Genomic DNA, 22,736 nt, shown 5'->3' on the forward strand with positions numbered 1-22,736 from the left:
GAGCGATATTCATGGAATTTACGTTTTATACCGCCGGGCTGATTGCCATATTGGCAACTATCAGGGTGATTACCCATACCAATCCGATACATGCGCTTTTGTATCTGATTGTTTCTCTGCTGGCGCTTTCAGCGGTGTTTTTTTCGCTTGGCGCTTATTTTGCCGGTGCGCTAGAGATCATCGTTTACGCCGGGGCCATTATGGTGCTGTTCGTTTTCGTGGTGATGATGCTAAACCTTGGCAAATCTGTTGTGGAACAAGAGCGTGTCTGGTTAAAACCGAAGACCTGGGTTGGTCCGGGGATACTGTCAGCCGTGCTGCTTGTTGTGCTGGTGTATACCATTATCAATGTTTCTCATGGCGATATTGCTGACAATATCACCGGTGAAGTGATCAGCGCTAAAGAAGTGGGTATCAGTTTGTTTGGTCCATATGTATTGGCCGTTGAACTGGCTTCTTTGCTATTACTTGCTGGTATGGTGGTGGCGTATCACATAGGCCGTGAACATAAACAGGGTGAAGTGCTCAGCAACCGAAATGCGGAGGAACAACCATGATACCTCTTCAACATGGACTGATTTTGGCGGCAATTCTATTTGTGTTGGGCCTGACCGGGCTCATCATTCGCCGTAATCTGTTGTTTATGTTAATTGGGCTCGAAGTGATGATTAATGCTGCGGCTTTGGCTTTTGTTGTGGTAGGCAGCTATTGGGGCCAGCCAGATGGTCAGGTGATGTTTATTTTGGCTATCAGCTTGGCGGCGGCAGAGGCGAGCATTGGCTTGGCGCTGTTATTACAGCTCTATCGTCGTCGCCAGAATCTGAATATTGATACAGTCAGTGAGATGCGCGGATGAACTTACTCTATTTAACAATTCTTCTGCCACTGCTGGGATTTTTGCTGTTGGCATTTTCCCGTGGCCGCTGGTCTGAAAATACATCAGCTACCATTGGGATTGGTTCTGTTGGTTTGGCTGCATTGGTTACCTTATGGGTTGCTATCGATTTCAACAGTCAGAATGGTGCGGGCGATCTGGTTTATAGCCAGAACTTGTGGAACTGGATGGAAGTTGGGAATTTCAGTATCCCGTTCACTCTGGTTCTTGATGGTTTATCGCTTACCATGTTGAGTGTGGTGACCGGTGTTGGTTTCCTGATCCATATGTATGCCTCGTGGTATATGCGTGGGGAAGAAGGTTATTCCCGTTTCTTCGCTTATACCAACCTGTTTATCGCCAGCATGGTGATACTGGTTCTGGCAGATAACATGATGCTGATGTATCTCGGTTGGGAAGGGGTGGGGCTATGCAGTTATTTGCTGATTGGCTTCTACTATACCAATCCGGCGAATGGCGCCGCGGCAATGAAAGCCTTTGTCGTTACCCGTGTAGGTGACGTCTTCCTGGCTATCGGCATGTTCATTCTGTATGACAATCTGGGAACGTTGAACTTCCGCGAGTTGGCGATTTTAGCTCCGCAGCATCTGGAAGCCGGTTCTTCGGTGATTACTTGGGCAACCCTGATGTTGTTGGGTGGGGCCGTAGGTAAATCAGCCCAATTGCCGTTACAAACTTGGTTGGCCGATGCGATGGCCGGTCCAACGCCGGTTTCTGCATTGATCCATGCTGCAACGATGGTGACTGCTGGGGTCTACTTGGTTGCACGTAGCCACGGTCTATTCTTGATGGCGCCGGAAATCCTGCAACTGGTTGGCACTGTTGGCGCTGTCACGCTGGTGTTGGCAGGTTTTGCCGCGCTAGTGCAAACCGATATTAAGCGGGTATTGGCTTACTCAACCATGAGCCAGATTGGCTACATGTTCTTAGCGTTAGGGGTTCAGGCGTGGGATGCGGCAATCTTCCACCTCATGACCCACGCCTTCTTTAAGGCGCTGTTGTTCTTGGCATCGGGTTCCGTCATTTTAGCTTGTCATCACGAGCAGAATATTTTCAAAATGGGAGGATTGCGTAAATCCATTCCGTTGGTTTATGTCTGCTTTCTGGTGGGGGGCGCGGCGTTATCCGCGTTGCCAATCGTCACTGCCGGTTTCTACAGTAAAGATGAAATTCTGTGGGGAGCAATGTCACATGGTCATATCAACCTAATGCTGGCTGGTCTGGCGGGGGCATTTATGACTTCTTTGTATACCTTCCGCATGATTTTCATCGTATTCCACGGTGAGGCGAAAACAAAAGCCCATCCTGTTAAAGGTATTACCCATCATCTGCCGTTGATGGTGTTGCTGGTGCTTTCCACCTTTGTAGGCGCATTGATTGTGCCGCCATTGGCGGGTGTGTTGCCGGGAAGCCATGCAACGGATCACACAGGCAAAATGACTCTTGAAGTGGTTTCTGGCGTGATCGCTATAGCGGGTATTTTGCTGGCAATGGCACTGTATTTGGGTAAACGTCAGTTGGTGAATGGTGTGGCGAAAAGTGCTCCGGGGCGTTTCTTCTCCGTGTGGTGGTTTAATGCCTGGGGCTTTGATGTTCTCTATGATTGGGTATTTGTTAAGCCGTTCAAGAACATTACGCATGTATTGCGAAACGATCCGCTAAATTCACTGATGAATATTCCTGCCGTGTTATCACGCTGGAGTAACAAAGGTCTTAGTCTGAGTGAAAATGGACAGGTCCGTTGGTACGTTGCCTCTATGGGGTTGGGTGCAGTGCTGGTTTTAGCTCTGCTGCTACTGGTTTAATTTAAGGGATACATTGCGCCATGCTATTACCTTGGCTAATTCTTATGCCCTTCATCGGTGGCCTGTTGAGTTGGCAGGCTGAACGCTTCGGTACCCGTGTACCGCGTTGGATCGCGTTAATTTCGATGGGGTTGACTCTGGTGCTCTCTCTGCAACTGTGGTTGCAGGGGGGCTTCACCTTGGCGAATCCGCAGGGGATCCCTCAATGGCAAATAGAATTTGTTATGCCGTGGATTCCGCGTTTTGGTATCAGTATTCACCTTGCTCTGGATGGCTTATCGCTGCTGATGGTGGTGTTGACCGCGCTACTGGGGCTGATGGCTATTCTCTGTTCATGGACGGAAAATCAGCCATATCAGGGCTTTTTCCACTTGAACCTGCTGTGGATTCTTGGCGGTGTGATGGGGGTGTTCCTCGCTATCGACATGTTCCTGTTCTTCTTCTTCTGGGAAATGATGTTGGTGCCGATGTACTTCCTGATTGCGCTGTGGGGGCACAGAGGCTCAGGCGGTAAAACCCGTATCACTGCGGCGACCAAGTTTTTCATTTACACCCAAGCGAGCGGCTTGGTGATGTTAATTGCGATTATGGCGCTGGTACTGGTTCACTATAACGGAACAGGCGAGTGGACATTCAGTTATGGAAAACTGCTGAATACACCCATGTCACACACCGTTCAATACTTGCTGATGCTTGGTTTCTTCATTGCTTTTGCAGTGAAAATGCCAGTTGTGCCCTTGCATGGGTGGTTACCTGATGCGCATAGTCAGGCGCCAACCGCGGGTTCTGTTGATTTGGCGGGTATCTTGCTGAAAACGGCGGGTTATGGTCTGTTGCGTTTCGCTTTGCCACTGTTCCCGGAAGCTTCTCATGAGTTCACTCCCATTGCGATGTGGTTCGGTGTGCTAGGGATCTTCTATGGCGCATGGATGGCATTCAGCCAGACAGATATCAAACGCCTGATTGCTTATACCAGTATCTCTCATATGGGGTTTGTGTTAATCGCGATCTATTCTGGCAGCCAGCTTGCTTACCAGGGGGCGATTATTCAGATGATTGCTCATGGTCTGTCAGCCGCAGGCATGTTTATTCTCTGCGGGCAGCTTTATGAGCGCTTACATACCCGTGATATGAATCTCATGGGCGGCTTGTGGAAACGTGTGCAGTTCTTGCCTGCATTATCGCTCTCCTTTGCTGTCGCGACACTGGGGATGCCGGGGACCGGTAACTTCATCGGTGAATTTATGATCCTGTTTGGTAGTTTTAGTGAATTTCCGTTAATTATAACGATTTCTGTGTTTGGTCTGGTGTTCGCTTCTGTCTATGCCCTGTATATGATGCAGCGTGCTTACTACGGTGAGGCAAAATCAGACGAACCACTAAGACGGATGGATATGCGAGAAGTGTCCATTGTAATGGTGCTGTTGATATTACTGGTGGTGATGGGTTTCTACCCGCAACCTATCCTTGATACTTCAGCGGCAGCGATGGATAACATCCAGACCTGGTACTCAGCTTCAATTTCAACTACAAGGCCGTAATTCGCCATGACAATAACTCCTCAACAACTGATCGCGCTGTTACCGCTGTTGATCGTCGGATTGACGGTAGTAGTTGTGATGCTGTCCATTGCGTGGCGACGCGATCACTTTATTAACACCACTCTGACCGTGATAGGTTTGAATCTGGCTCTGTTGTCTCTCTATTTTGTCGGACAACAAGAAGCGATGGATGTCACTCCTCTGGTTCATGTGGATCGCTATGCTATGCTCTATATCGGTCTCGTGCTGGTTGCGAGCTTGGCAACGACGACTTTCGCCTATTCCTGGCTGGAAAATTATCCAGATAACAAAGAAGAGTTCTATCTGCTGGTGCTAATTGCGACAGTGGGTGGGATTCTTCTGGCTTGTGCAAACCACTTGGCATCATTGTTTATCGGTATTGAGTTATTAACTTTGCCGCTGTTTGGTTTGATTGGTTATGCATACCGCCAGAAACGCTCTCTGGAAGCAGCTATCAAGTATATGTTGCTGTCTGCGGCAGCCTCTTCTTTCATGCTGTTTGGTATAGCGTTGTTATATGCGGAATCAGGCGATCTCTCTTTTGCTGCGCTGGGGCATCGTTTGTCTGACAGCTATATCTATCAACCTTTGATACTGTCAGGCTTGGGTATGCTGGTTGTCGGCCTTGGCTTCAAATTATCACTGGTGCCTTTCCATCTCTGGACGCCGGATGTTTACCAAGGAGCGCCTGCGCCGGTCTCTACCTTTCTGGCAACAGCCAGTAAGATAGCGATTTTTGCGGTAGTGATACGTTTATTCGTTGAAGCGCCAATGGCGGATAGTGAAGCACTGCGTACAGTATTAACCGTTATTGCGATTGCTTCTATGCTGTTCGGTAACTTGATGGCGCTGACCCAGACAAATATTAAACGTCTGCTTGGTTACTCTTCTATTGCTCACCTCGGTTATCTGCTGGTGGCGCTGGTAGCGGTACAGAATCACCAGCTTTCGGAAGAAACGGTCGGTATCTATCTGGCAGGTTATCTGTTTAGCAGTATTGGCGCATTTGGCGTTGTTAGCCTCATGTCCAGCCCATATAAAGGGCCGGATGCAGATTCCCTCTACTCATACCGTGGCCTGTTTTGGCACAAACCTATTCTGTCTGCGGTGATGACGGTGATGATGTTGTCACTGGCGGGGATACCAATGACATTTGGCTTTATTGGTAAGTTCTACGTCATTGTGTTGGGTGTGCAAGCGGAACTGTGGTGGCTGACGGGCGCTGTGGTTGTGGGTAGTGCTATTGGTTTGTATTACTACCTACGGGTGATGGTTAGTCTGTATCTGCCTGCGCCGAAGGCCCTTAATCGTGACACACCAAGGAACTGGGCATCGACTGCCGGCGGGATCGTTGTTCTGATTTCCGCATTATTGGTATTAGCGCTAGGTATCTGGCCTCAACCGATGATTGATGTGATACAGCAAGCGAAAATTATGCTCTAAATAGCCAGTCGGTTGTTACGGATTATTTGGCATAATAAAGACCCGGTAAGGTTGTCCTTACCGGGTTGTTGCAACTTATTGATAATACTTTTTCCCCCTGAATTATACTTCGCACGACTTTTATTTGCTTATCATACTCAATACCTTGTATTGCCTGATGAAGGTCAAGGGGCAAGTTATATTATATTTATTTCAGCAGAAGCCCGCTGTATTGCGATTCCAGATTGTCAAGGTAGTCTAGTTGATCGTGTATGAGTTTAGTCAAGCCTTGCTGACGAGTTTGATCATCTATGGTTTCCTGTAATTGGCTGGCAAAGATGCTCCATACTTGTTCCAGTTTAGTTGCCTGGAGTAATAGGGTAATGCGTTCTTTGTCGATTTGATGCACATCAGCTATACCGGCAATCCGTTGTTCTACGCCTTTTAACTGGGTTTTTAAATCGTCGCAATCTTTGGTTAATTGAGCAATTTGTTGATCCAATTTGATTCTGGCATCAGCTAGCTCAACATATTTTAGTCCTGTGGAGATATTGCTTAGAATCTTTTTAGTGATTTCAATTCCTTGTTTGATCGCCTGTTTGATAAGTTCTTTTTTAGGACTAGCCAGATTCAGTTTGTCGAGTTCACTGACATCGGGAATATAGTCCTTAAACATATCGGCCAGATTATATTGACGGATAATATTTTGGCTTTCGATGAGCTTGTCGCGATCTGGGATTAATTTGGCCTTATTTTTCTCTTTCTGCGTGATATCAGTTTGCAGCTCTTCTTTTTTTTCCTGTTCTTCTTTCAGGCGTTCTTCCAGACGTTCTAAAATAACGACATTGCTAACATCGGCAATTTTGCTGGCCATTATGTTAGATTCTGTGTGTAAGTTAGAAATAACGTTTTTAACGTCTTTGTTCAAATTGCGTACTTGTTCTGAACGTGCTTCCAACAGGGTCTTGCGTGTCTCGTCATCCAATTCGGTATTTTCCAGAGCAGTATCAATTTCGATGATGGTCTGGAAATAGTCTTGAGGGGGAAGTTGCCTCAGGGCAGTTTGTAGATGAGGAACAGAGGCGCGAGCAGCTTCGTCGATATCGCGACTATATAAGCTTATCCGCAGAGTTTTTTCCTGGATGATTTCAATGCCTGATTTTTGCTGGTGTGTTAAACGCCAGATATTTTTCACCGCTTGACTCAAAGTTTTTACGCTAATTTCTGGATAAGTAATCGTTTTCTGAGGGAAAGTGATGACGTCAGTCATTTTAATACTCCTTTTTTCTGTAAATCCTATGTAATACGTGAATGATTAGTTATAGCGAGATTTGTATTCTTTCAACGCTTCATCGAAAACTTTGACCAATTGTTTCGCGGAACCTTCTACCTCTTTCCAAGGGTTTATGACTTGCTGGAATTTAGTCATAAAAGAGGTCAGATTCAGTGCGTCGTTAATCTGGCTAAACTTATCTTTGGAAGCGTTAATTTGGGTTAGCATGGATTGCCACATGTAATCCAAATGGTTCAGAGCGACTTCTGCATCCAACAAGCGGGTATCAATGTCGCTAAAATCAAGGGATAAGCCAGTAATAGATTTTTGTAGTGCGCGTTTGCCGTTGATGCTCTCTTCCAGGCTACGCACTTCTTCGATCAGCATGTTTTTACGTTTTCGCACTTCCTCTGCCTTGGAGCCAAAGATGCCGCCAGTAATAGCGAGGCCGATTAGTCCCCCTGCGATACCGGAGAAGGCCAGGCCTACGAATTTATCGTAGTCTTTCTTGAGTTGGGTAATTTCCTCTTTTTTCTCAGCAATCTTATCGTCCAGATTTCCGATGCTGACTGACACCTTATTATCTCTCATCAGCTTTCGCTTATTTTCGACTTGCGGTTGTAAACCTAGAGCGATGCTGCCGTTTGACAATCTGCCGCCAATCAGCTTTAGTTTGAAATCGGATACTTCAGTTTTGACCTTTTCAGTTTTTTCCTGCTGTTTCTTAATATCACTTTTCATGGTGTCAAGGATTTCCCCTAGAACATAGGATACTTCTCTATCTTCATGGGTGTAGGTGATCTCGGCGAGTTGTCTATGTGATATTTCTCCCAATCTCCTCTTTATGCGCGTGATAATTGGCATCTCATTAATGAGACTAATGATATTCTCACCTGTTTCGGTGATTTGTTTGCCAACAACTTCCAGGTCTATGCTCTGTTGCAGAATATCGTTTTCCACATCGCTCCAGCTAAGCGAGTGAATGCGGATTTCTTCAAATAAGGCATGAATATCCTTTGGTTCTAATCCAGCGATATCGATCTTTTGGTAACCCAAGTAGCTTTTCACTTCCTCAAGATTAAAAGGGAGTGATAGTCCTTTCTTCACATACAGTTTGATATTAATCAGGTCTTCTTTGGTAAATATTCCTCCTGGGCGGGCAACACCTTCTTGTTTACCAGTCAGTAATTGCAAGGTAGCCGAGGGAATATCTGTTTCGTTCAGTGTTTTTTCCGCTGGAAGTTGAGCTAATAACATATATTTCTCCATTATTGGTTCTTGCTTTATTGAAAAATTATTAAATACATCAAGGCATAACCGAACGTCATAATACTCATGTTGTTAAATTCACGTTGTGTTTTTTATTGAATAATCTTAATTAAAAATACATATATTTACGTGATTAACTGTTTGAAAAATAGTTTAACTCATGAGTTTTATTAAATAGTATTTTTACGTTGCTATTAATCTTAAATAAATTTATTTTTAATCTTTTATGTCTGATATATAGAATTAAATAGTATGAATTTTTATTGTTTTAGCAATTGAGGGTGAGAATAATCCTTTGGTTTTCTTGTCTATATGACTTAAGTTTTCATTTATTTATTGATATTATAATGATAAATATAAAATGTTTAATTGGATTTTATATAAAAATTCAGTTAAAACAAATAACTAAGTCGGTTTTTTGATGTGGTGGTTATATGATTTCTATCTTTTTAATTTTAAAATTAGGTAATGTTGTATTTTTATAAAAAATAAGTCAGATGTTTTTTTATTATTTTTAATTATATGTTTCAATTAAAGCCTTAATTGTTCATATAGTAGTTCAAATTAACAAATAAGAGGGTTTTTTCTATAATTCTATTTGGCTATTGTGCAAATAAGATATGTTTTTATAGGATGATCTTATCCAAAGAGTAGATATTTGTTCCCTAGTTTATAATAACGGTATTTATTTAGTAAATTTTTCGTAGTAAGTAAAAGAGTCATTTTTTTATAAATTGCATCGTGAAAATTGATCATATTAATGAACTTAGTGTTCGTTATCTGAGGGACAAAACTTCTGATTTAGCCTGTTTCAGTACTGAGATAATGGCATACTGCTAACGGAATCGAACAAGCATAACTACATAAATAATCAGGGCTTTAATTATTATTAATGCCCCGTATAATCCTACTTTTATCACGTCTTTTGAGGCAGAAGTGGTGAATAAAATTGCTAATGTTGTCGCTGATGTATGTAAAACACTGAATAATGAACAAGTTAGCGAAGTTGGTATCCAACAGATTTCATTTCCTCTGCCAGCAGGTTGCAGCACTTACTGGCTGGAATGGCTGGCGGCGCAGTCTCATTATCCGCAATTCTATTGGCATCACAGAGAGGGCCATGAAGAAGTCGCTGCTTGTGGGCAAATCCACCTTTTCAGTGATATCGCTTTAGCCGAAAATTTTTTGCACAGAAACCGTCAATTTCCACAGATACGGATCTGGGGGCTGAATGCGTGGGATCGGATTCAACCAGCCCGTATTACGCAATCCGCAGCCGGGGAAGCGGGTTATCTGTTTTTGCCTCGCATCGAATTACGCCGCTGCCGTGACGAAAGCTGGTTGTATTTGAATATCGCAGGCCGGCAGGATGTGAGAAATGCACAGGAATTTCTGCAACAGTTAGTTCCGCACCGGGAATTCTCTGCGTTACAAGCAGTGATAGTGAACGCGGAGAATGTGCCGGAACGCGCCCGGTGGTGTGACTTGATTGAGCAGGCTTTGGACACTATCACCCACCGTAAGATGGAGAAAGTCGTGATGGCGCGTAAGACTCAACTGATATTGAATGAATCTTTAGCGGCTGCGCAGTTTATGGCAGCGAGTCGCCAGATAAATCACCGTTGTTATCATTTTATGTTGGCTTTTAATCGGCACGAGGCATTTTTGGCGTCTTCACCAGAACGGCTTTACTACCGTAAGCAGACTCAGCTTTATACCGAAGCGCTGGCGGGGACGGTTGCTAATTCCGATGATACTCAGCAAGCCGAAAAATTAGGGCAATGGCTTCTGGATGATAAAAAAAATCAGCATGAGAACTTGCTCGTCGTTGATGATATTTGCCAGCGCCTTCAAGGCGCCGTGGTTTCTGTCGATGTGGCTCCGCCAGATGTGATTCGTCTGCGAAAAGTCCAGCATTTACGCCGTCGGATTCAGGGAAAGTTAAAGCATGCCCGTGATAGTGATTGCTTGCATCGTTTACAACCAACGGCCGCGGTTGCTGGATTACCTCGTGAAGCGGCACGTGATTTTATCCGTGATAGCGAACCATTTAATCGTGACTGGTATGCAGGTTCCGCAGGGTATCTTTCCTGTGAACAGAGTGAGTTTGCGGTTTCGCTACGTTGCGCAGAAATTAACAACAATTTACTTTCACTGTATGCCGGTGCGGGGATTGTGATGGGTTCTGATCCACAACAGGAGTGGGTAGAAATAGAGAATAAAGCTGCCGGGTTGCGTACTTTGCTGAAAGGGGAATAGTTGAATGAAAACAATCTCCAATTAAGTGGCAATTCATTGAACTAGGATAAAGAAATAATTATCTGTGCCGTTAGGCTAATAGTCAGCTTTTATAGAAACTTTTTGAGTAAACTATGTCAAACAGCGCATTTAACCGCCGCTGGGCGGAACTTTTATTGGAAGCACTTACTCGTCATGGATTACGTCATGTTTGCATTGCACCCGGTTCACGTTCCACGCCTTTGACAATAGCCGCTGCGGCAAATAACAAACTGATTTGTCACACTCATTTTGATGAGCGTGGATTAGGTCATTTGGCTCTGGGGTTATCCAAAGCAAGTAGAGAACCGGTTGCCGTTATCGTCACTTCTGGAACCGCGGTAGCGAATCTTTATCCTTCATTAATTGAAGCCAGTTTAACGGGTGAGCGAGTGGTTTTCCTTACCGCTGATCGGCCGCCAGAATTGATGGATTGTGGCGCAAATCAGGCTATCCGTCAGAATGGTATTTTTGCTTCTCATCCATGCCAGACAATTTCTTTGCCAAGACCGACCGTAGATATACCGGCAAGTTGGCTGGTTTCTGTCATAGATCATAATATGGCGAGTTTGCGGCATGGAGCCTTGCATATTAATTGCCCATTCGCCGAACCGTTATATGGTCATGAAGAGCCTGCTTATAAGGAGTGGCAGCAGCAGTTAGGCGATTGGTGGAAAAGTAACGAACCTTGGTTGAGCCAGCCAGTAGCTAATGCTGTGGCGGAAGTGCCGGATTGGAACTGTTGGCGACAGAAAAAAGGTGTTGTATTGGCGGGTCGAATAAGTGCCGAAGAGGGAGTTAGTGTTGCTAAATGGGCAAAGGCATTGGGCTGGCCGCTGATTGGCAATGTGCTTTCACAAACTGGGCAGCCATTGCCCTGTGCCGATTTATGGCTGGATAATCCTCATGTGCAGGAGATTTTAGCGCAAGCGCAACTGGTAGTGCAGTTTGGTTTCAGTCTGGTAGGGAAACGTTTGTTACAGTGGCAAGCGAAATGCCAGCCGCAGGAGTTTTGGATTATTGATCCGATACCCGGTCGGCTTGATCCTGCCAATCATCGCGGCAAAAAATTAACCTATGATATTGCTGACTGGTTACTGGCTCATCCCGCACAGCCGCGTGTGCCGTGGGCACAATCGCATACACCGTGGGCAGAAGAGCTCATTGTCTGGTCAGAAAAAGCCGTTAACTGCGTTAGAACAGCATTGGCAGGGAAATTCGGTGAAGCAACTGTGGCCTATCGATTGCGTGAATTACTGCCTGAACGCGGACAGTTATTTGTCGGTAACAGCCTGATTATTCGTTTGATAGATGCGCTGGGGCAATTACCGGCAGGATATCCGGTTTACAGTAACCGGGGCGCTAGCGGCATTGATGGGTTAATTTCCACTGCGGCGGGTGCGCAACGGGCAACAGAAAAGCCCACTTTGGCTGTTATCGGTGATTTATCGGCGCTTTATGATCTCAATAGTTTGGCTCTGTTGCGTCATCCTTCCTCACCAGTCGTGTTAATAGTGGTAAATAATAACGGCGGGCAGATTTTCTCTTTATTATCAACCCCGGAAGAAGCAAGGCAACGTTTTTACTGTATGCCTCAGCAGGTTAGTTTTGATCATGCTGCGGCGATGTTCGGCTTGAAATATGCCAGCCCACAAAGTTGGATGGAGTTACAACAAGGTATTGAGCAGGCATGGCAACAAAATGAAACCACGCTGATTGAGCTAAAAGTGCCGGAGAGAGAAGGTGCTGAATGTTTGCAACAACTGTTAAAACAGGTGGCCGTGTTGTGAGTCTCGCTTGTCGCAAGTTTAACGATCACAATGACCGCCCTTGGCTGGTGTGGTTACATGGGTTATTGGGCTCTGGTGATGAATGGTTGCCGTTAGTGAATCTGTGTGCTCAACATCCCTCATTGATCATCGATTTACCCGGTCACGGTGATTCTGCAAAAGTGCAGATAAACGATTTTGCAGAGATGAACCGTCTTTTATCTGCAACGTTAAGAGAACAGCAAATCGCTCAATATTGGTTGATTGGTTACTCCCTAGGTGGACGCATTGCTATGTATCATGCCTGTTATGGTGATATTCGAGGATTGTGCGGGTTACTGATCGAAGGAGGAAATCCCGGATTATTTTCCCAACAGGAGCGGAATGATCGTCTCGAACACGATAGCCATTGGGCCGGACGTTTTCGTTCTCAGCCGATGGAACAGGTTTTATCTGATTGGTATCAGCAGCCGGTTTTTTCTGATCTATTACCTGAACAGCGTCAGCAACTGATCAAAGTACGCTGCCATAATGATGGCGATGGTGTGGCTAAAATGCTGGAAAATACCTCACTTGGACATCAACCTTGGTTGGTTCCTGTATTGCAGCAACTGACGTTGCCTTTTGCTTATCTATGCGGTGAAAATGACAAGAAATTCGGACGATTAGCAAAACATTGCGCTTTGCCGCTGCAAACTATTCCACATGTTGGGCATAATGCTCACCGAGCGAACGCGGCGGCGTTTGCTGCGACAGTAAACCATTTTTTATCACTCTTTAATGCATAAGGAATACGAATATGATTTACCCGAGCGAAGAAGAACTTTATGCCCCAATTGTATGGCAGGACTGCTCCGAAGGGTTTGAAGATATTTTTTATCACAAATCCACCGATGGTATGGCTAAAATTACTATCAATCGCCCGCAAGTACGTAACGCATTCCGGCCATTGACGGTTAAAGAGATGATGCGGGCGTTGGATGATGCCCGCTATGATGACACTATCGGGGTGATTATCCTGACAGGTATGGGTGAAAAAGCGTTTTGTGCCGGAGGTGATCAAAAAGTCCGTGGCGATTACGGTGGTTATAAAGATGCCAATGACATGCATCACCTAAATGTCTTGGATTTCCAGCGTCAGATTCGCACTTGTCCAAAACCCGTCGTTGCTATGGTTGCTGGATATGCGATTGGCGGCGGTCATGTACTGCATTTGGTGTGTGATCTGACCATTGCGGCTGACAACGCTATTTTCGGTCAAACCGGGCCTAAAGTGGGTTCTTTTGACGGTGGTTGGGGGGCATCTTATATGGCACGGATTGTTGGGCAGAAAAAAGCCCGCGAAATCTGGTTTCTGTGTCGTCAATATGATGCTAAACAAGCGTTGGAGATGGGTTTGGTTAACACCGTTGTGCCTTATGCGGATCTGGAAAAAGAGACCGTTCGCTGGTGTCGTGAAATGCTGAAAAATAGCCCGATGGCCCTGCGTTGCTTAAAATCTGCTCTAAATGCGGATTGTGATGGTCAGTCTGGGTTGCAAGAGCTGGCAGGTAACGCCACCATGCTTTTCTATATGACCGAAGAGGGTCAAGAGGGGCGTAATGCATTCGTTGAGAAGCGCCACCCTGATTTTAGTAAATTTAAACGTAACCCATAATGCGAACTGCAACTTTATACCGGTTCAAATTGCCAATGGAAGCCGGTGTTATCCTGCGATATCAGCGGCTTAAAACCCGTGATGGTTTTTTGGTTCACTTACAGGAAAATGGTCAACAGGGATGGGGTGAAATTTCACCACTACCGGAATTCAGCAAAGAAACCGTTGAACAGGCAGGTGAAGCCGCAGTGGTATGGCTTAAACAGTGGCGCCTTGGCGCTGAACCTGATGAAAGTGAATTACCTTCTGTCGCATTCGGGATTAGCTGCGCATTAGCTGAATTGCAGGGTAAATTACCGAAAGACGCTAACTACCGGAAAGCGCCATTGTGTAATGGCGATCCTGATGAACTGATTGTTCGTCTCAGTAACATGAGTGGACAAAAAGTTGCCAAAGTGAAAGTCGGGCTGTATGAAGCGGTACGTGATGGCATGGTAGTTAACGTTTTACTAGAAGCGGTACCGGATTTATCTTTGCGACTGGATGCTAACCGTAGTTGGAGCCGTGCTAAAGCGGACAGTTTCGCTAAGTATGTCAATCCTGATTACCGCAACCGAATTGCCTTTTTGGAAGAACCTTGTCAAACCCCGGAACAATCGCTCGCTTTTGCCCGTGAGACCGGGATCGCCATTGCGTGGGATGAAAGTGTCCGTGATGAGGGTTTTAAAGTAGAGGCCCAAAAAGGGGTGGCTGCTATTGTGATTAAACCCACTCTGATAGGAAGCCTTGCCCGTTGCTGTCAGTTGATTTCAGCCGCGCACAATGCTGGATTGGAAGTGGTGATCAGTTCCAGTATTGAAACTAGTTTCGGTTTGACTCAGCTTGCCCGCATTGCTCATTGGCTGACGCCAGCGACTATTCCTGGATTGGATACGCTGGAATTGATCCAGTCTCAGTTAGTACGCCGTTGGCCGGGTAGCTCGATGCCAGTAACAGGATTGGACGAGTTAGAAATCGCATGGCGCAGTTAAATCCATTTACCCAGTGGCCGTGGCGCTACTGGGCATCATTTAGTCCTGACAATATTGCCGTCAGGTTGTGTGATCGTTCCCTAACCTGGCATCAATTAGTGATCTCTTTGGATACGATTGCGGCCAATTTTCGCCAACAGGGGGTAGTTGAAGGTAGTGGCGTAATGTTGCGAGGAAAGAACAGCGAAGAGATGCTGTTTTGCTATCTTGCGGCGCTACAGTGTGGCGCGCGAGTATTGCCACTGAATCCTCAATTGCCTGAAATGCTCTTGGCTGAATTACTGCCGCATTTGAATATCGATTTTGTGGCTGATTTTTGTGGTGACAACTTGCCTGTGATGAATGCCAGAATCCTTGATTGGAAAAGTGAACCACTAAATTCTGATGATAATTCAGTGGCATGGGATGCTATGCGCCCAGCCAGTATGATACTGACTTCCGGCTCTTCCGGGTTACCTAAAGCGGCTGTTCACTCAATTCATGCTCATCTTGCCAGCGGGCAAGATGTACTTTCAGCCATTGATTTTCAGCAACAAGATAGCTGGCTGCTCTCATTGCCGTTGTTTCATGTATCGGGTCAGGGAATCATTTGGCGCTGGCTAATCAAAGGGGCTTGTTTGGTGCTCAGAAATGCCAATCTGTTAGATTACGCTTTGGCAGATTGTACTCACGCTTCATTGGTTCCGACTCAGCTTTGGCGGTTACTGGAGCAATCACAAAATCAGACACTGAATTTGAAACAAGTGCTTTTGGGTGGAGCAATGATCCCTATTGAATTGACTCAAAGAGCGGAACAGCAAGGCATTTGTTGTTGGTGTGGCTACGGCTTGACCGAACTGGCTTCAACGGTATGCATTAAACGGGCAGACAATCTTCCTGGTGTCGGTAATCCCTTACCGGGCAAAGAAATTCGGCTAATAAATGAGGAAATTCAGATTCGTTCTGGCAGCCTTGCTAATGGATATTGGCGAGATGGAAAATTACAACCATTAGCTGATGGTGATGGCTGGTTTCATACTCGTGATCGAGGAGTGATACAAAATGGCGAGTTGCAAATACTTGGTCGGATGGATAATCAATTTTTCAGCGGCGGAGAAGGGATTCAGCCGGAAGATATTGAACGGGTGATTAACACCTATCCACAGGTAGAACAGAGTTTTGCTGTTCCGGTGCCCGATCCTGAATTTGGTTATCGCCCAGTTGCGGTAATAGACAGTCATTCTGCTGAAGTGATCGATTTATTACCGGAATGGTTGATTGATAAACTGGCTACTTTTCAGCGCCCAGTCGCTTACTATCTGTTACCTCAAAAGCTTAAAAATAACGGCATTAAAGTTTCCCGTCAGCAAATCAAAAAATGGGTGCTGGATTTACCCGGTTGCTCTTGAGCTATTTTGATTTGTATTTTGTGTGGTGAGATGGATATCCATCTCATTTGCTCTATTGCCGCTTCAGAATAGCGATTCTGCTTATTATGCTATGAATTTAGCGAAGCTATAACCGAATCTAAAAGCTGTGAATTACAGGCAGATACCAACCCGCCACCAAACATAACGTTTTCTCTACTACCATTTAACGTACAGTAATCTCCACCTGCTTCTTTAATACAAGGCAGAATAGCTGCGCTATCCCACGGTTTCATTAATGTGTCGATAGCACAATGAATACGACCACTTGCAACCATTGAGTGCTGATAACAGTCATTTATAAACATAAAGTCTCGAGCTGTCTTCACCAATGAATTGAGATTGTACGGAATTGCCCCATCGGCTAGATGGTATGATGAACTATGTATCCCTGATGCAGAAATGACGGCATTACTAATTGTATCTGGAGAACCGTTTTGAATAATAAGCCTGCGTAATGAGACATCGTTATTACTCATCCAACAACCCTGTCCTTCCGAAGCGTACACAATAGTTGAAATAGCAGGAAAACTAATAACACCCATAATAGGCTCGCCATTCTCGACAAATGCGATCAGAGTGCTGAACAATGGCACACCATATAGAAAGGCCCGAGTACCATCAATAGGATCGATAACCCAACCAGTTTCAAATTTATTAGACCCAGTCAATCCAAATTCCTCACCAAGAATAGGGACTCCCGGGCATTGTTGCTCTAAAAGATTTCTAATTTTAGATTCGATTCTTACATCAGTATCCGTTACAACAGAACGATCGAGTTTATATTCAAATTCTTGAGAGCCATTGAATCCATCTAGAGTGATTGTCTTAACCTTTTTAACCGCTCTGAGTGCAATATTAAGCATATCTGTCATTTTACGTCTCCTAATAATGGGTCACATGTTGTGACCCATTTTCATTACTTACATTTGAAGTGTCTTCATCATGAAGTCGTCAAGATTGTCTTTAAATTCACTGATATAAGCCCATAGATACTCGGAGTGTTCATCGGAGAGTTTTACGGTACCTTCGCACTTCACGTCAAAATTGACTTGGATACATTTATTTTCACCTGCTTTGTACTCAGCAGAACTCACGAAATTAACTAATTCCAATAAATTTAAGTTGGTTTCTTCCTTGATTTCACGTGCAAGTCCTTGGACTATTGACTCAGCATTTTTAATGCCCCCTGAGGGGATCTCCCATACATTGGGGAGAAATTCATGTTCTGATCGTTTAAGAAATAGCACACGCCCTTCTGTGTCTCGGATGATTCCACCGACAACGATACGATCGTAAGCAGAAAATAACTTAGCAACTTCCTTTGGAATTAAATTATTCACTTTCGGAACCTTTCAACTGTAGAAGTAATAATTGTTAGATAATTATCAATAAAATATTGACGCTCAGGGCCATACCAAATATCTAGTTTAAACATGCTATTATGAAACTTAATTGCATTTTTAAAGTTTTCAGGTAATACACGGTCTTTCTTTTCGTAGTTCTTAGAAATACGCTCTGGAGAATGGAATAAACTGTAGTTGTGGATGGGGCAAGTGGAACCCGGAATATCTGCTTCGACAGCACCAGCTTTAATCAATGCATCGACAAATTCATGCGAGTCAACTGTAAACTTACTCTTATCAAATATAATAGGCATCGCATACCAGGCGGGGTTTGCTTTTTCTGGAATTCGGGCTATCTTTAAGCCATTAATTTTTTCGATTTCATATTTCAGGATACTTGCGGTTTCGCGTTTTTCTTCCATCATTTGATGGAATTTATCCATTTGTGGCAATACAACAGCGGCACCTAATGGATGCATACGTAGGTTGAGACCTGTTCCGGTAATAGCAAATTCTTTCAAATTATCTGTATGAACTTCTTTCTTTGCACGTTTATTAAAGTGACCAACAAGTACTGCACGTTCGTAAAACTCGCGGTGTTTAGTTGCAAAGAAACCACCTTCCCCAGAAGTTAGAATTTTCTTACCTTGGAAACTCCATGCAGAACCGTCAGTGAAACTACCAATCATTTTGTTGTTCCAAGTAGCACCGTGCGCATGAGAGCTATCTTCTAAAAGAAGAATGTTGTACTTCTCACAAACCGCCATAAGTTCATCCATATCACAAGGTATACCCCACATATGCGTGGCGACTACAGCTTTAGTTTTCGGGGTGATTAGAGATTCTACAGCTTTAGGGCAAATGTTTCCGTTGTCAGTGCAGTCTGCAAATTTCAACTCTGCTCCTAATTGGTGGAGTGGGCTACAGGTTGCAAAAAATGTATAACTTGGAACAATAACTTCATCACCCATTCCGATACCCGCGCCATAATACATTGAAAATAATGCGGTCGTACCTGAGTTAACAGCAAGAGCATTTTCAACACCGAAAAGGGATTTAAACTTATCTTCCAATTTTTGGTAAATACCACCATTATCATAAATTGAAATATCTTCATGCAACTGATGAGCTACGCTAGCTTTGATATTTTCATCAATGATTGGATGTGTAAATTTAGAGTATTTATTCATTTCTGTTTGTTCCTTATTTATATGATCTTATACCCACTTTCAATGAAAGCATGTTCTAGAAGGCTTGTAATTACGATTGAATTTTTTAAATTATTTGAGAATGAATCTTTCCCATTTGAAAAAAGAAAATCTTGGTACATATCAACGAAGGGGGATTCGTCATCAGGATGAAAATGTTGCTCGGAAATAACTTCTTGCTTTTTATTTTTAATTTTTAATTGATTTTGGCGGATTCGACTAATAAGTCCTGAGCAGGTGGCTGATTATTTGAAGCAACATAAAGGGATATTTTTGCATCATGAGACGATTTATAGGCTGATTTATCAAGATAAAAGAGAGGGGGGTGATTTATGGCAACATCTACGAATTGCCAGAAAACCCTATCGTAAACGCTATGGTTGCTATGAAAAAAGAGGCAAAATTAAAAATCGGGTCAGTATTGATAAGCGCCCGGAAATCGTTGATAAAAAAGAGCGTATCGGCGACTGGGAAGGTGATACGATAATAGGGAAAGATAAAAAAAGTGCCTTATTAACCCTGGTTGATCGTAAAACGCTGTATACAATTATTGTTAAACTGGATGGCAAGCGAGCATCAGAAGTCACGAAAGCGGTGGTGAAAGTATTATATCCGTTAAAACAAAGGGTTAAGACCATCACCTTCGATAACGGTTTGGAGTTCGCAGATCATGAAACCATGAGTAAAAAATTAGAAACCGAAATTTACTTTGCCCACCCTTACTTGCCTTGGGAAAGAGGGATCAATGAGAATATCAACGGGTTAATTAGACAATACTTTCCAAAGGGAACTGATTTTAATGAAGTCTCTGATCAGGAAATAAATTTTGTGGTAAACAGATTAAATCATCGCCCCCGAAAAACACGGGGTGGGAAGACACCGAATGAATTATTTAAGGGTATACGAACATGTTTACTTCCAGATTAACGATGTTGCACTTATTATGTGAATCTACCAGTCGTTATTATTTTAAAAAGAGGCAGATGTGAATATGACCTGACTTGTGATGATTACGGTGATAATTAAGTTAAGGATAATATTATGTATCATTATGTTGAAAGTGGATTATCAAATATTTGGTTAGCGAATGGATTTCAACAGGAAATAATTGATGGTGAAGTTTATATCAGTATCGACAATCTTGATGAATTGCATCGTTTAATTGCTAAGGTATTAGTTTCCTTGAAACGCCTACTGTCAGCAGAAGAAGTTCGTTTTTTACGCATTGAAATGAATATGTCTCAAAAGCTCCTATCTAACTTGTTGGGCGTCGATATTCAGACAATTGCCCGTTGGGAAAAGGGGCAGTCTGGTATTCCAAGGGTTGCTGATGTTGCTTTGCGTTCTCTTTACACAGAATCAATTGATGAGCAAAGTTATATTGGTGAAATGCTGAGGAAGTTGTCAGAAACTAGTATCCAGCAGCAAGCAGAAAAATTGGTTTTTGCTGAAAAAGATAATATGTGGCAAAAGTTGGCATGATGAAAATATTCAATTAAACACTTCGTACTGCCCATTATTTATCGTGTAATAACGGGCAGAGACGGTTAAAAAAACGTATTGTTAGACATTATCCTTTGATTTTTTTCAGCGCATTTTCAACACCAGCGCCATATTCTGGATGAACTTTTCTAAATAGCTCCACCTGACGGCGTTGAGTATCTTCATGTGCTTGTGACAGTTCACTGGCAATACGGTCAAACATACGCTGATGCTCTTTACTGCTGATTAAGTTATATAGCCCGCGAGGCTGACTGAAATAATCTTCATCTTGACGATGGTTCCAGTGATCGGCATCTCCTTCTAAAGACAATGATGACTGTTTGAATTCAGGTTGTTCCTGGAACAATCCTGCATTGTTTGGTTCATAAGTCACGGTATTTCCGCTGTTACCGTCAACACGCATTGCCCCATCGCGATGGTAATTATGGAACGGACAGCGAGGTGTATTGACCGGAATTTGATGGTGGTTAACGCCAAGACGATAACGTTGAGCATCACCATAAGAGAACAGACGGCCTTGTAACATCTTATCAGGGGAGAAACTGATACCCGGCACGACATTAGCGGGGTTGAAAGCAGCCTGTTCAACGTCTGAGAAATAGTTATCAGGGTTACGGTTTAGCTCGAAATAACCGACATCAATCATCGGGTAGTCGCAGTGAGGCCATACTTTGGTCAAATCAAATGGGTTGTACGGCAACAGATTAGCTTCTTTCTCTGGCATGATTTGAACTTTTAATTTCCAGCGTGGATAATCTCCTTGTTCAATTGCGTTAAACAAATCACGCTGAGAACTTTCACGATCTTTACCCACCAGCGCTTCTGCCTCTTCATCCATCAGGTTTTTAATGCCTTGCTGACAACGGAAATGGAATTTCACCCAGAAACGTTCATTATCTGCGTTGATAAAGCTGAAAGCATGGCTACCAAAACCGTGCATATGGCGGAAAGATTTAGGTACCCCACGGTCACTGAAATCAATCGTTAATTGGTGCAGTGATTCAGGTTGGTGAGAGAAAAAATCCCATTTATAGGCAGGATTACGTAAATTAGTGTGGGGATCGCGTTTAACAACATGGTTAAGATCTGGGAACTTCAGTGGATCACGAAGATAGAATATTGGGGTGTTGTTGCCGACTAAATCCCAGTTGCCTTCTTCGGTATAGAACTTAAGGGCAAAACCACGAATGTCACGTTCAGCATCTGCTGCGCCGCGCTCACCGGCGACGGTTGAGAAACGGGCGAACATCTCGGTTTTTTTGCCTATTTCAGAAAAAATCTTAGCGCGGGTGTACTTAGTAATATCGTGAGTAACCACAAAGATTCCATGAGCGCCAGAACCTTTGGCATGCATACGACGTTCTGGGATCACTTCACGATCAAAATGGGCAAGCTTTTCTAAGAACCAAACATCTTGTAACAACATAGGACCACGTTGGCCCGCGGTCATGACATTATTGTTGTCAACGACAGGGGCGCCAGCATTCGTTGTCAGTCCTCTCTTTTTCATCACACTTCTCCTGTTTTACATGAAAAAAAACAGCGGAATCGCTGATTAAGAAAAATGTTCTGGTCAATGGCGAAATGCAAATATTGTGTTTTTTTATAATTTATTTATTATTTTCTTGTTTACTATTTAATATAAAATTATTCATATAGTTAATTATTAAGTACATGGAATGAAGAATTCACACATATTTAGTAAGTATAGATGATTCATTTCTTTTTGTTGTCTATCGGTTTAGCTGTATTTACGTAAGATGTGTAACATTAAGTAAATAAAGAGGAAATGTAATGAAGATTTATCTTGCTGCGGTAGCAACCAGTTTGTTGTTCATTGCTGAGTCTGCGAATGCAATTTCCGTGAATGTTCAGGTTGGTCGCCATTTCACCAATACTTCTGCGGCAATTGGCGATAACAGCGCCGGTTTATCTTTTAACGGCAACTGGGCACGCAGTGATCATAACGGGCAGTTGGGAAGTGTGGGAACAGCATTTAGCCTGCCGGTCGGTCCATTGACTGCCAGCATTGGCGGTAAAGCTCTCTATTTATCCCCTAAAGATGGGAAAAATGGTGAGGCATTAGCGGCAGGCGTGGGTTTGAGTTGGGCTGTTATGCCTTCTTTAGCTCTATACGGTGAAGCTTACGGTGCGCCATCCAGATTAACTTCGGGTATTGATTCTTATGCTGAGGCTGCTGGTGGCTTACGTTTTACTGTACTTAAACCGTTGACAGTGGATGCTGGTTATCGGGTTATGAATATGAGAGGGAAAGACGGACACAGGGATAACAAATTGGCTGATGGATTTTATATCGGTGCCGGTTTGAACTTCTAATTTACTTTTGTATTTTGTCCGCACCATTTCTGATGC

At 43.8% G+C, this 22,736-nt stretch carries 19 protein-coding genes and 1 pseudogene; 14 read left to right on the plus strand and 6 right to left on the minus strand.

Features of this window, described 5'->3' with window-relative positions; genetic code table 11:
- The first annotated feature begins 11 nt into the window (after window positions 1-11).
- The 5 genes from nuoJ to nuoN are packed head-to-tail and all read left to right on the plus strand — an operon-like array spanning window position 12 to window position 5,705.
- Window positions 12-557 carry an NADH-quinone oxidoreductase subunit J gene (gene nuoJ / locus OO184_RS13285; RefSeq protein ID WP_049584760.1) on the plus strand — a complete coding sequence of 182 codons (546 nt, stop codon included), beginning with the start codon at window positions 12-14 and terminating at the stop codon, window positions 555-557.
- Window positions 554-856, plus strand: a complete 303-nt coding sequence (nuoK, locus tag OO184_RS13290) for an NADH-quinone oxidoreductase subunit NuoK (RefSeq protein ID WP_011147297.1) — start codon at window positions 554-556, stop codon at window positions 854-856. The genes nuoJ and nuoK overlap by 4 nt, the downstream gene beginning before the upstream one ends.
- Window positions 853-2,700, plus strand: a complete 1,848-nt coding sequence (nuoL, locus tag OO184_RS13295; RefSeq protein WP_265379593.1) for an NADH-quinone oxidoreductase subunit L — start codon at window positions 853-855, stop codon at window positions 2,698-2,700. The genes nuoK and nuoL overlap by 4 nt, the downstream gene beginning before the upstream one ends.
- A gap of 20 nt (window positions 2,701-2,720) precedes the next feature.
- Entirely contained in the window at window positions 2,721-4,241 is a 1,521-nt protein-coding gene (gene nuoM, locus OO184_RS13300; RefSeq protein ID WP_265379594.1) for an NADH-quinone oxidoreductase subunit M, read from the plus strand.
- Between the two features lie 6 nt (window positions 4,242-4,247).
- The gene (nuoN, locus tag OO184_RS13305; protein WP_265379595.1) at window positions 4,248-5,705 is read left to right on the plus strand and encodes an NADH-quinone oxidoreductase subunit NuoN; all 1,458 of its coding nucleotides are present in this window, start codon (window positions 4,248-4,250) and stop codon (window positions 5,703-5,705) included.
- Window positions 5,706-5,892: 187 nt separating this feature from the next.
- Here nuoN and OO184_RS13310 read toward each other — a convergent pair whose 3' ends face one another.
- Complete coding sequence (locus tag OO184_RS13310; protein WP_265379596.1) at window positions 5,893-6,954, minus strand: alpha-xenorhabdolysin family binary toxin subunit B; 1,062 nt, start codon at window positions 6,952-6,954, stop codon at window positions 5,893-5,895.
- A 45-nt stretch (window positions 6,955-6,999) separates the two neighbouring features.
- A complete protein-coding gene (locus OO184_RS13315; protein ID WP_265379597.1) occupies window positions 7,000-8,226 on the minus strand; it encodes an alpha-xenorhabdolysin family binary toxin subunit A in 1,227 nt (408 codons plus the stop codon).
- A 939-nt stretch (window positions 8,227-9,165) separates the two neighbouring features.
- Between OO184_RS13315 and menF the strand changes: the two genes are divergently transcribed.
- The 6 genes from menF to menE all read left to right on the plus strand — a co-directional run bounded on the left by menF (window position 9,166) and on the right by menE (window position 16,288).
- The gene (gene menF, locus OO184_RS13320; protein WP_265379598.1) at window positions 9,166-10,485 is read left to right on the plus strand and encodes an isochorismate synthase MenF; all 1,320 of its coding nucleotides are present in this window, start codon (window positions 9,166-9,168) and stop codon (window positions 10,483-10,485) included.
- Between the two features lie 113 nt (window positions 10,486-10,598).
- Window positions 10,599-12,293 (plus strand): 2-succinyl-5-enolpyruvyl-6-hydroxy-3-cyclohexene-1-carboxylic-acid synthase, encoded by a 1,695-nt coding sequence (menD, locus tag OO184_RS13325; protein ID WP_265379599.1) that lies wholly within the window; start codon window positions 10,599-10,601, stop codon window positions 12,291-12,293.
- On the plus strand, window positions 12,254-13,060 hold the full coding sequence (menH, locus tag OO184_RS13330) for a 2-succinyl-6-hydroxy-2,4-cyclohexadiene-1-carboxylate synthase (protein ID WP_283256301.1): 807 nt from the start codon (window positions 12,254-12,256) through the stop codon (window positions 13,058-13,060). Before menD ends, menH begins: the two co-directional genes overlap by 40 nt.
- A gap of 11 nt (window positions 13,061-13,071) precedes the next feature.
- Window positions 13,072-13,929, plus strand: coding sequence for a 1,4-dihydroxy-2-naphthoyl-CoA synthase (gene menB, locus OO184_RS13335; RefSeq protein ID WP_265379600.1), 858 nt, complete (start codon window positions 13,072-13,074; stop codon window positions 13,927-13,929).
- Window positions 13,929-14,900, plus strand: a complete 972-nt coding sequence (menC, locus tag OO184_RS13340) for an o-succinylbenzoate synthase (RefSeq protein ID WP_265379601.1) — start codon at window positions 13,929-13,931, stop codon at window positions 14,898-14,900. The genes menB and menC overlap by 1 nt, the downstream gene beginning before the upstream one ends.
- Window positions 14,888-16,288 (plus strand): o-succinylbenzoate--CoA ligase, encoded by a 1,401-nt coding sequence (menE, locus tag OO184_RS13345; RefSeq protein WP_265379602.1) that lies wholly within the window; start codon window positions 14,888-14,890, stop codon window positions 16,286-16,288. Before menC ends, menE begins: the two co-directional genes overlap by 13 nt.
- 89 nt (window positions 16,289-16,377) lie before the next feature.
- On the opposite strand, the gene OO184_RS13350 is transcribed toward menE, so the two are convergent.
- Genes OO184_RS13350 through OO184_RS13360 form a run of 3 tightly spaced genes read right to left on the minus strand, consistent with a single transcriptional unit; the run spans window position 16,378 to window position 18,842 of the window.
- Window positions 16,378-17,181 (minus strand): inositol monophosphatase family protein, encoded by an 804-nt coding sequence (locus OO184_RS13350; RefSeq protein WP_265379603.1) that lies wholly within the window; start codon window positions 17,179-17,181, stop codon window positions 16,378-16,380.
- A 48-nt stretch (window positions 17,182-17,229) separates the two neighbouring features.
- Window positions 17,230-17,649, minus strand: a complete 420-nt coding sequence (locus OO184_RS13355) for an NUDIX domain-containing protein (RefSeq protein WP_265379604.1) — start codon at window positions 17,647-17,649, stop codon at window positions 17,230-17,232.
- On the minus strand, window positions 17,646-18,842 hold the full coding sequence (locus OO184_RS13360) for a DegT/DnrJ/EryC1/StrS family aminotransferase (RefSeq protein ID WP_265379605.1): 1,197 nt from the start codon (window positions 18,840-18,842) through the stop codon (window positions 17,646-17,648). Before OO184_RS13360 ends, OO184_RS13355 begins: the two co-directional genes overlap by 4 nt.
- Before the next feature lie 225 nt (window positions 18,843-19,067).
- Between OO184_RS13360 and OO184_RS13365 the strand changes: the two are divergent.
- Together OO184_RS13365 and OO184_RS13370 are read left to right on the plus strand one after the other, a co-directional pair.
- Window positions 19,068-19,787 (plus strand): annotated as a pseudogene (locus OO184_RS13365) (IS30 family transposase); the annotation flags it as partial.
- A gap of 114 nt (window positions 19,788-19,901) precedes the next feature.
- Window positions 19,902-20,342 carry a helix-turn-helix domain-containing protein gene (locus OO184_RS13370; protein WP_265379606.1) on the plus strand — a complete coding sequence of 147 codons (441 nt, stop codon included), beginning with the start codon at window positions 19,902-19,904 and terminating at the stop codon, window positions 20,340-20,342.
- Between the two features lie 88 nt (window positions 20,343-20,430).
- Here OO184_RS13370 and OO184_RS13375 read toward each other — a convergent pair whose 3' ends face one another.
- Entirely contained in the window at window positions 20,431-21,873 is a 1,443-nt protein-coding gene (locus OO184_RS13375) for a catalase (protein WP_265379607.1), read from the minus strand.
- 284 nt (window positions 21,874-22,157) lie between these two features.
- Here OO184_RS13375 and OO184_RS13380 point away from each other — a divergent pair, with 284 nt between their 5' ends.
- Complete coding sequence (locus OO184_RS13380) at window positions 22,158-22,700, plus strand: YfaZ family outer membrane protein (protein WP_265379608.1); 543 nt, start codon at window positions 22,158-22,160, stop codon at window positions 22,698-22,700.
- Window positions 22,701-22,736 lie beyond the last annotated feature (36 nt).

Origin of the sequence: Photorhabdus aballayi (assembly GCF_026153155.1) — a bacterium.
Classification (GTDB): domain Bacteria; phylum Pseudomonadota; class Gammaproteobacteria; order Enterobacterales; family Enterobacteriaceae; genus Photorhabdus; species Photorhabdus luminescens.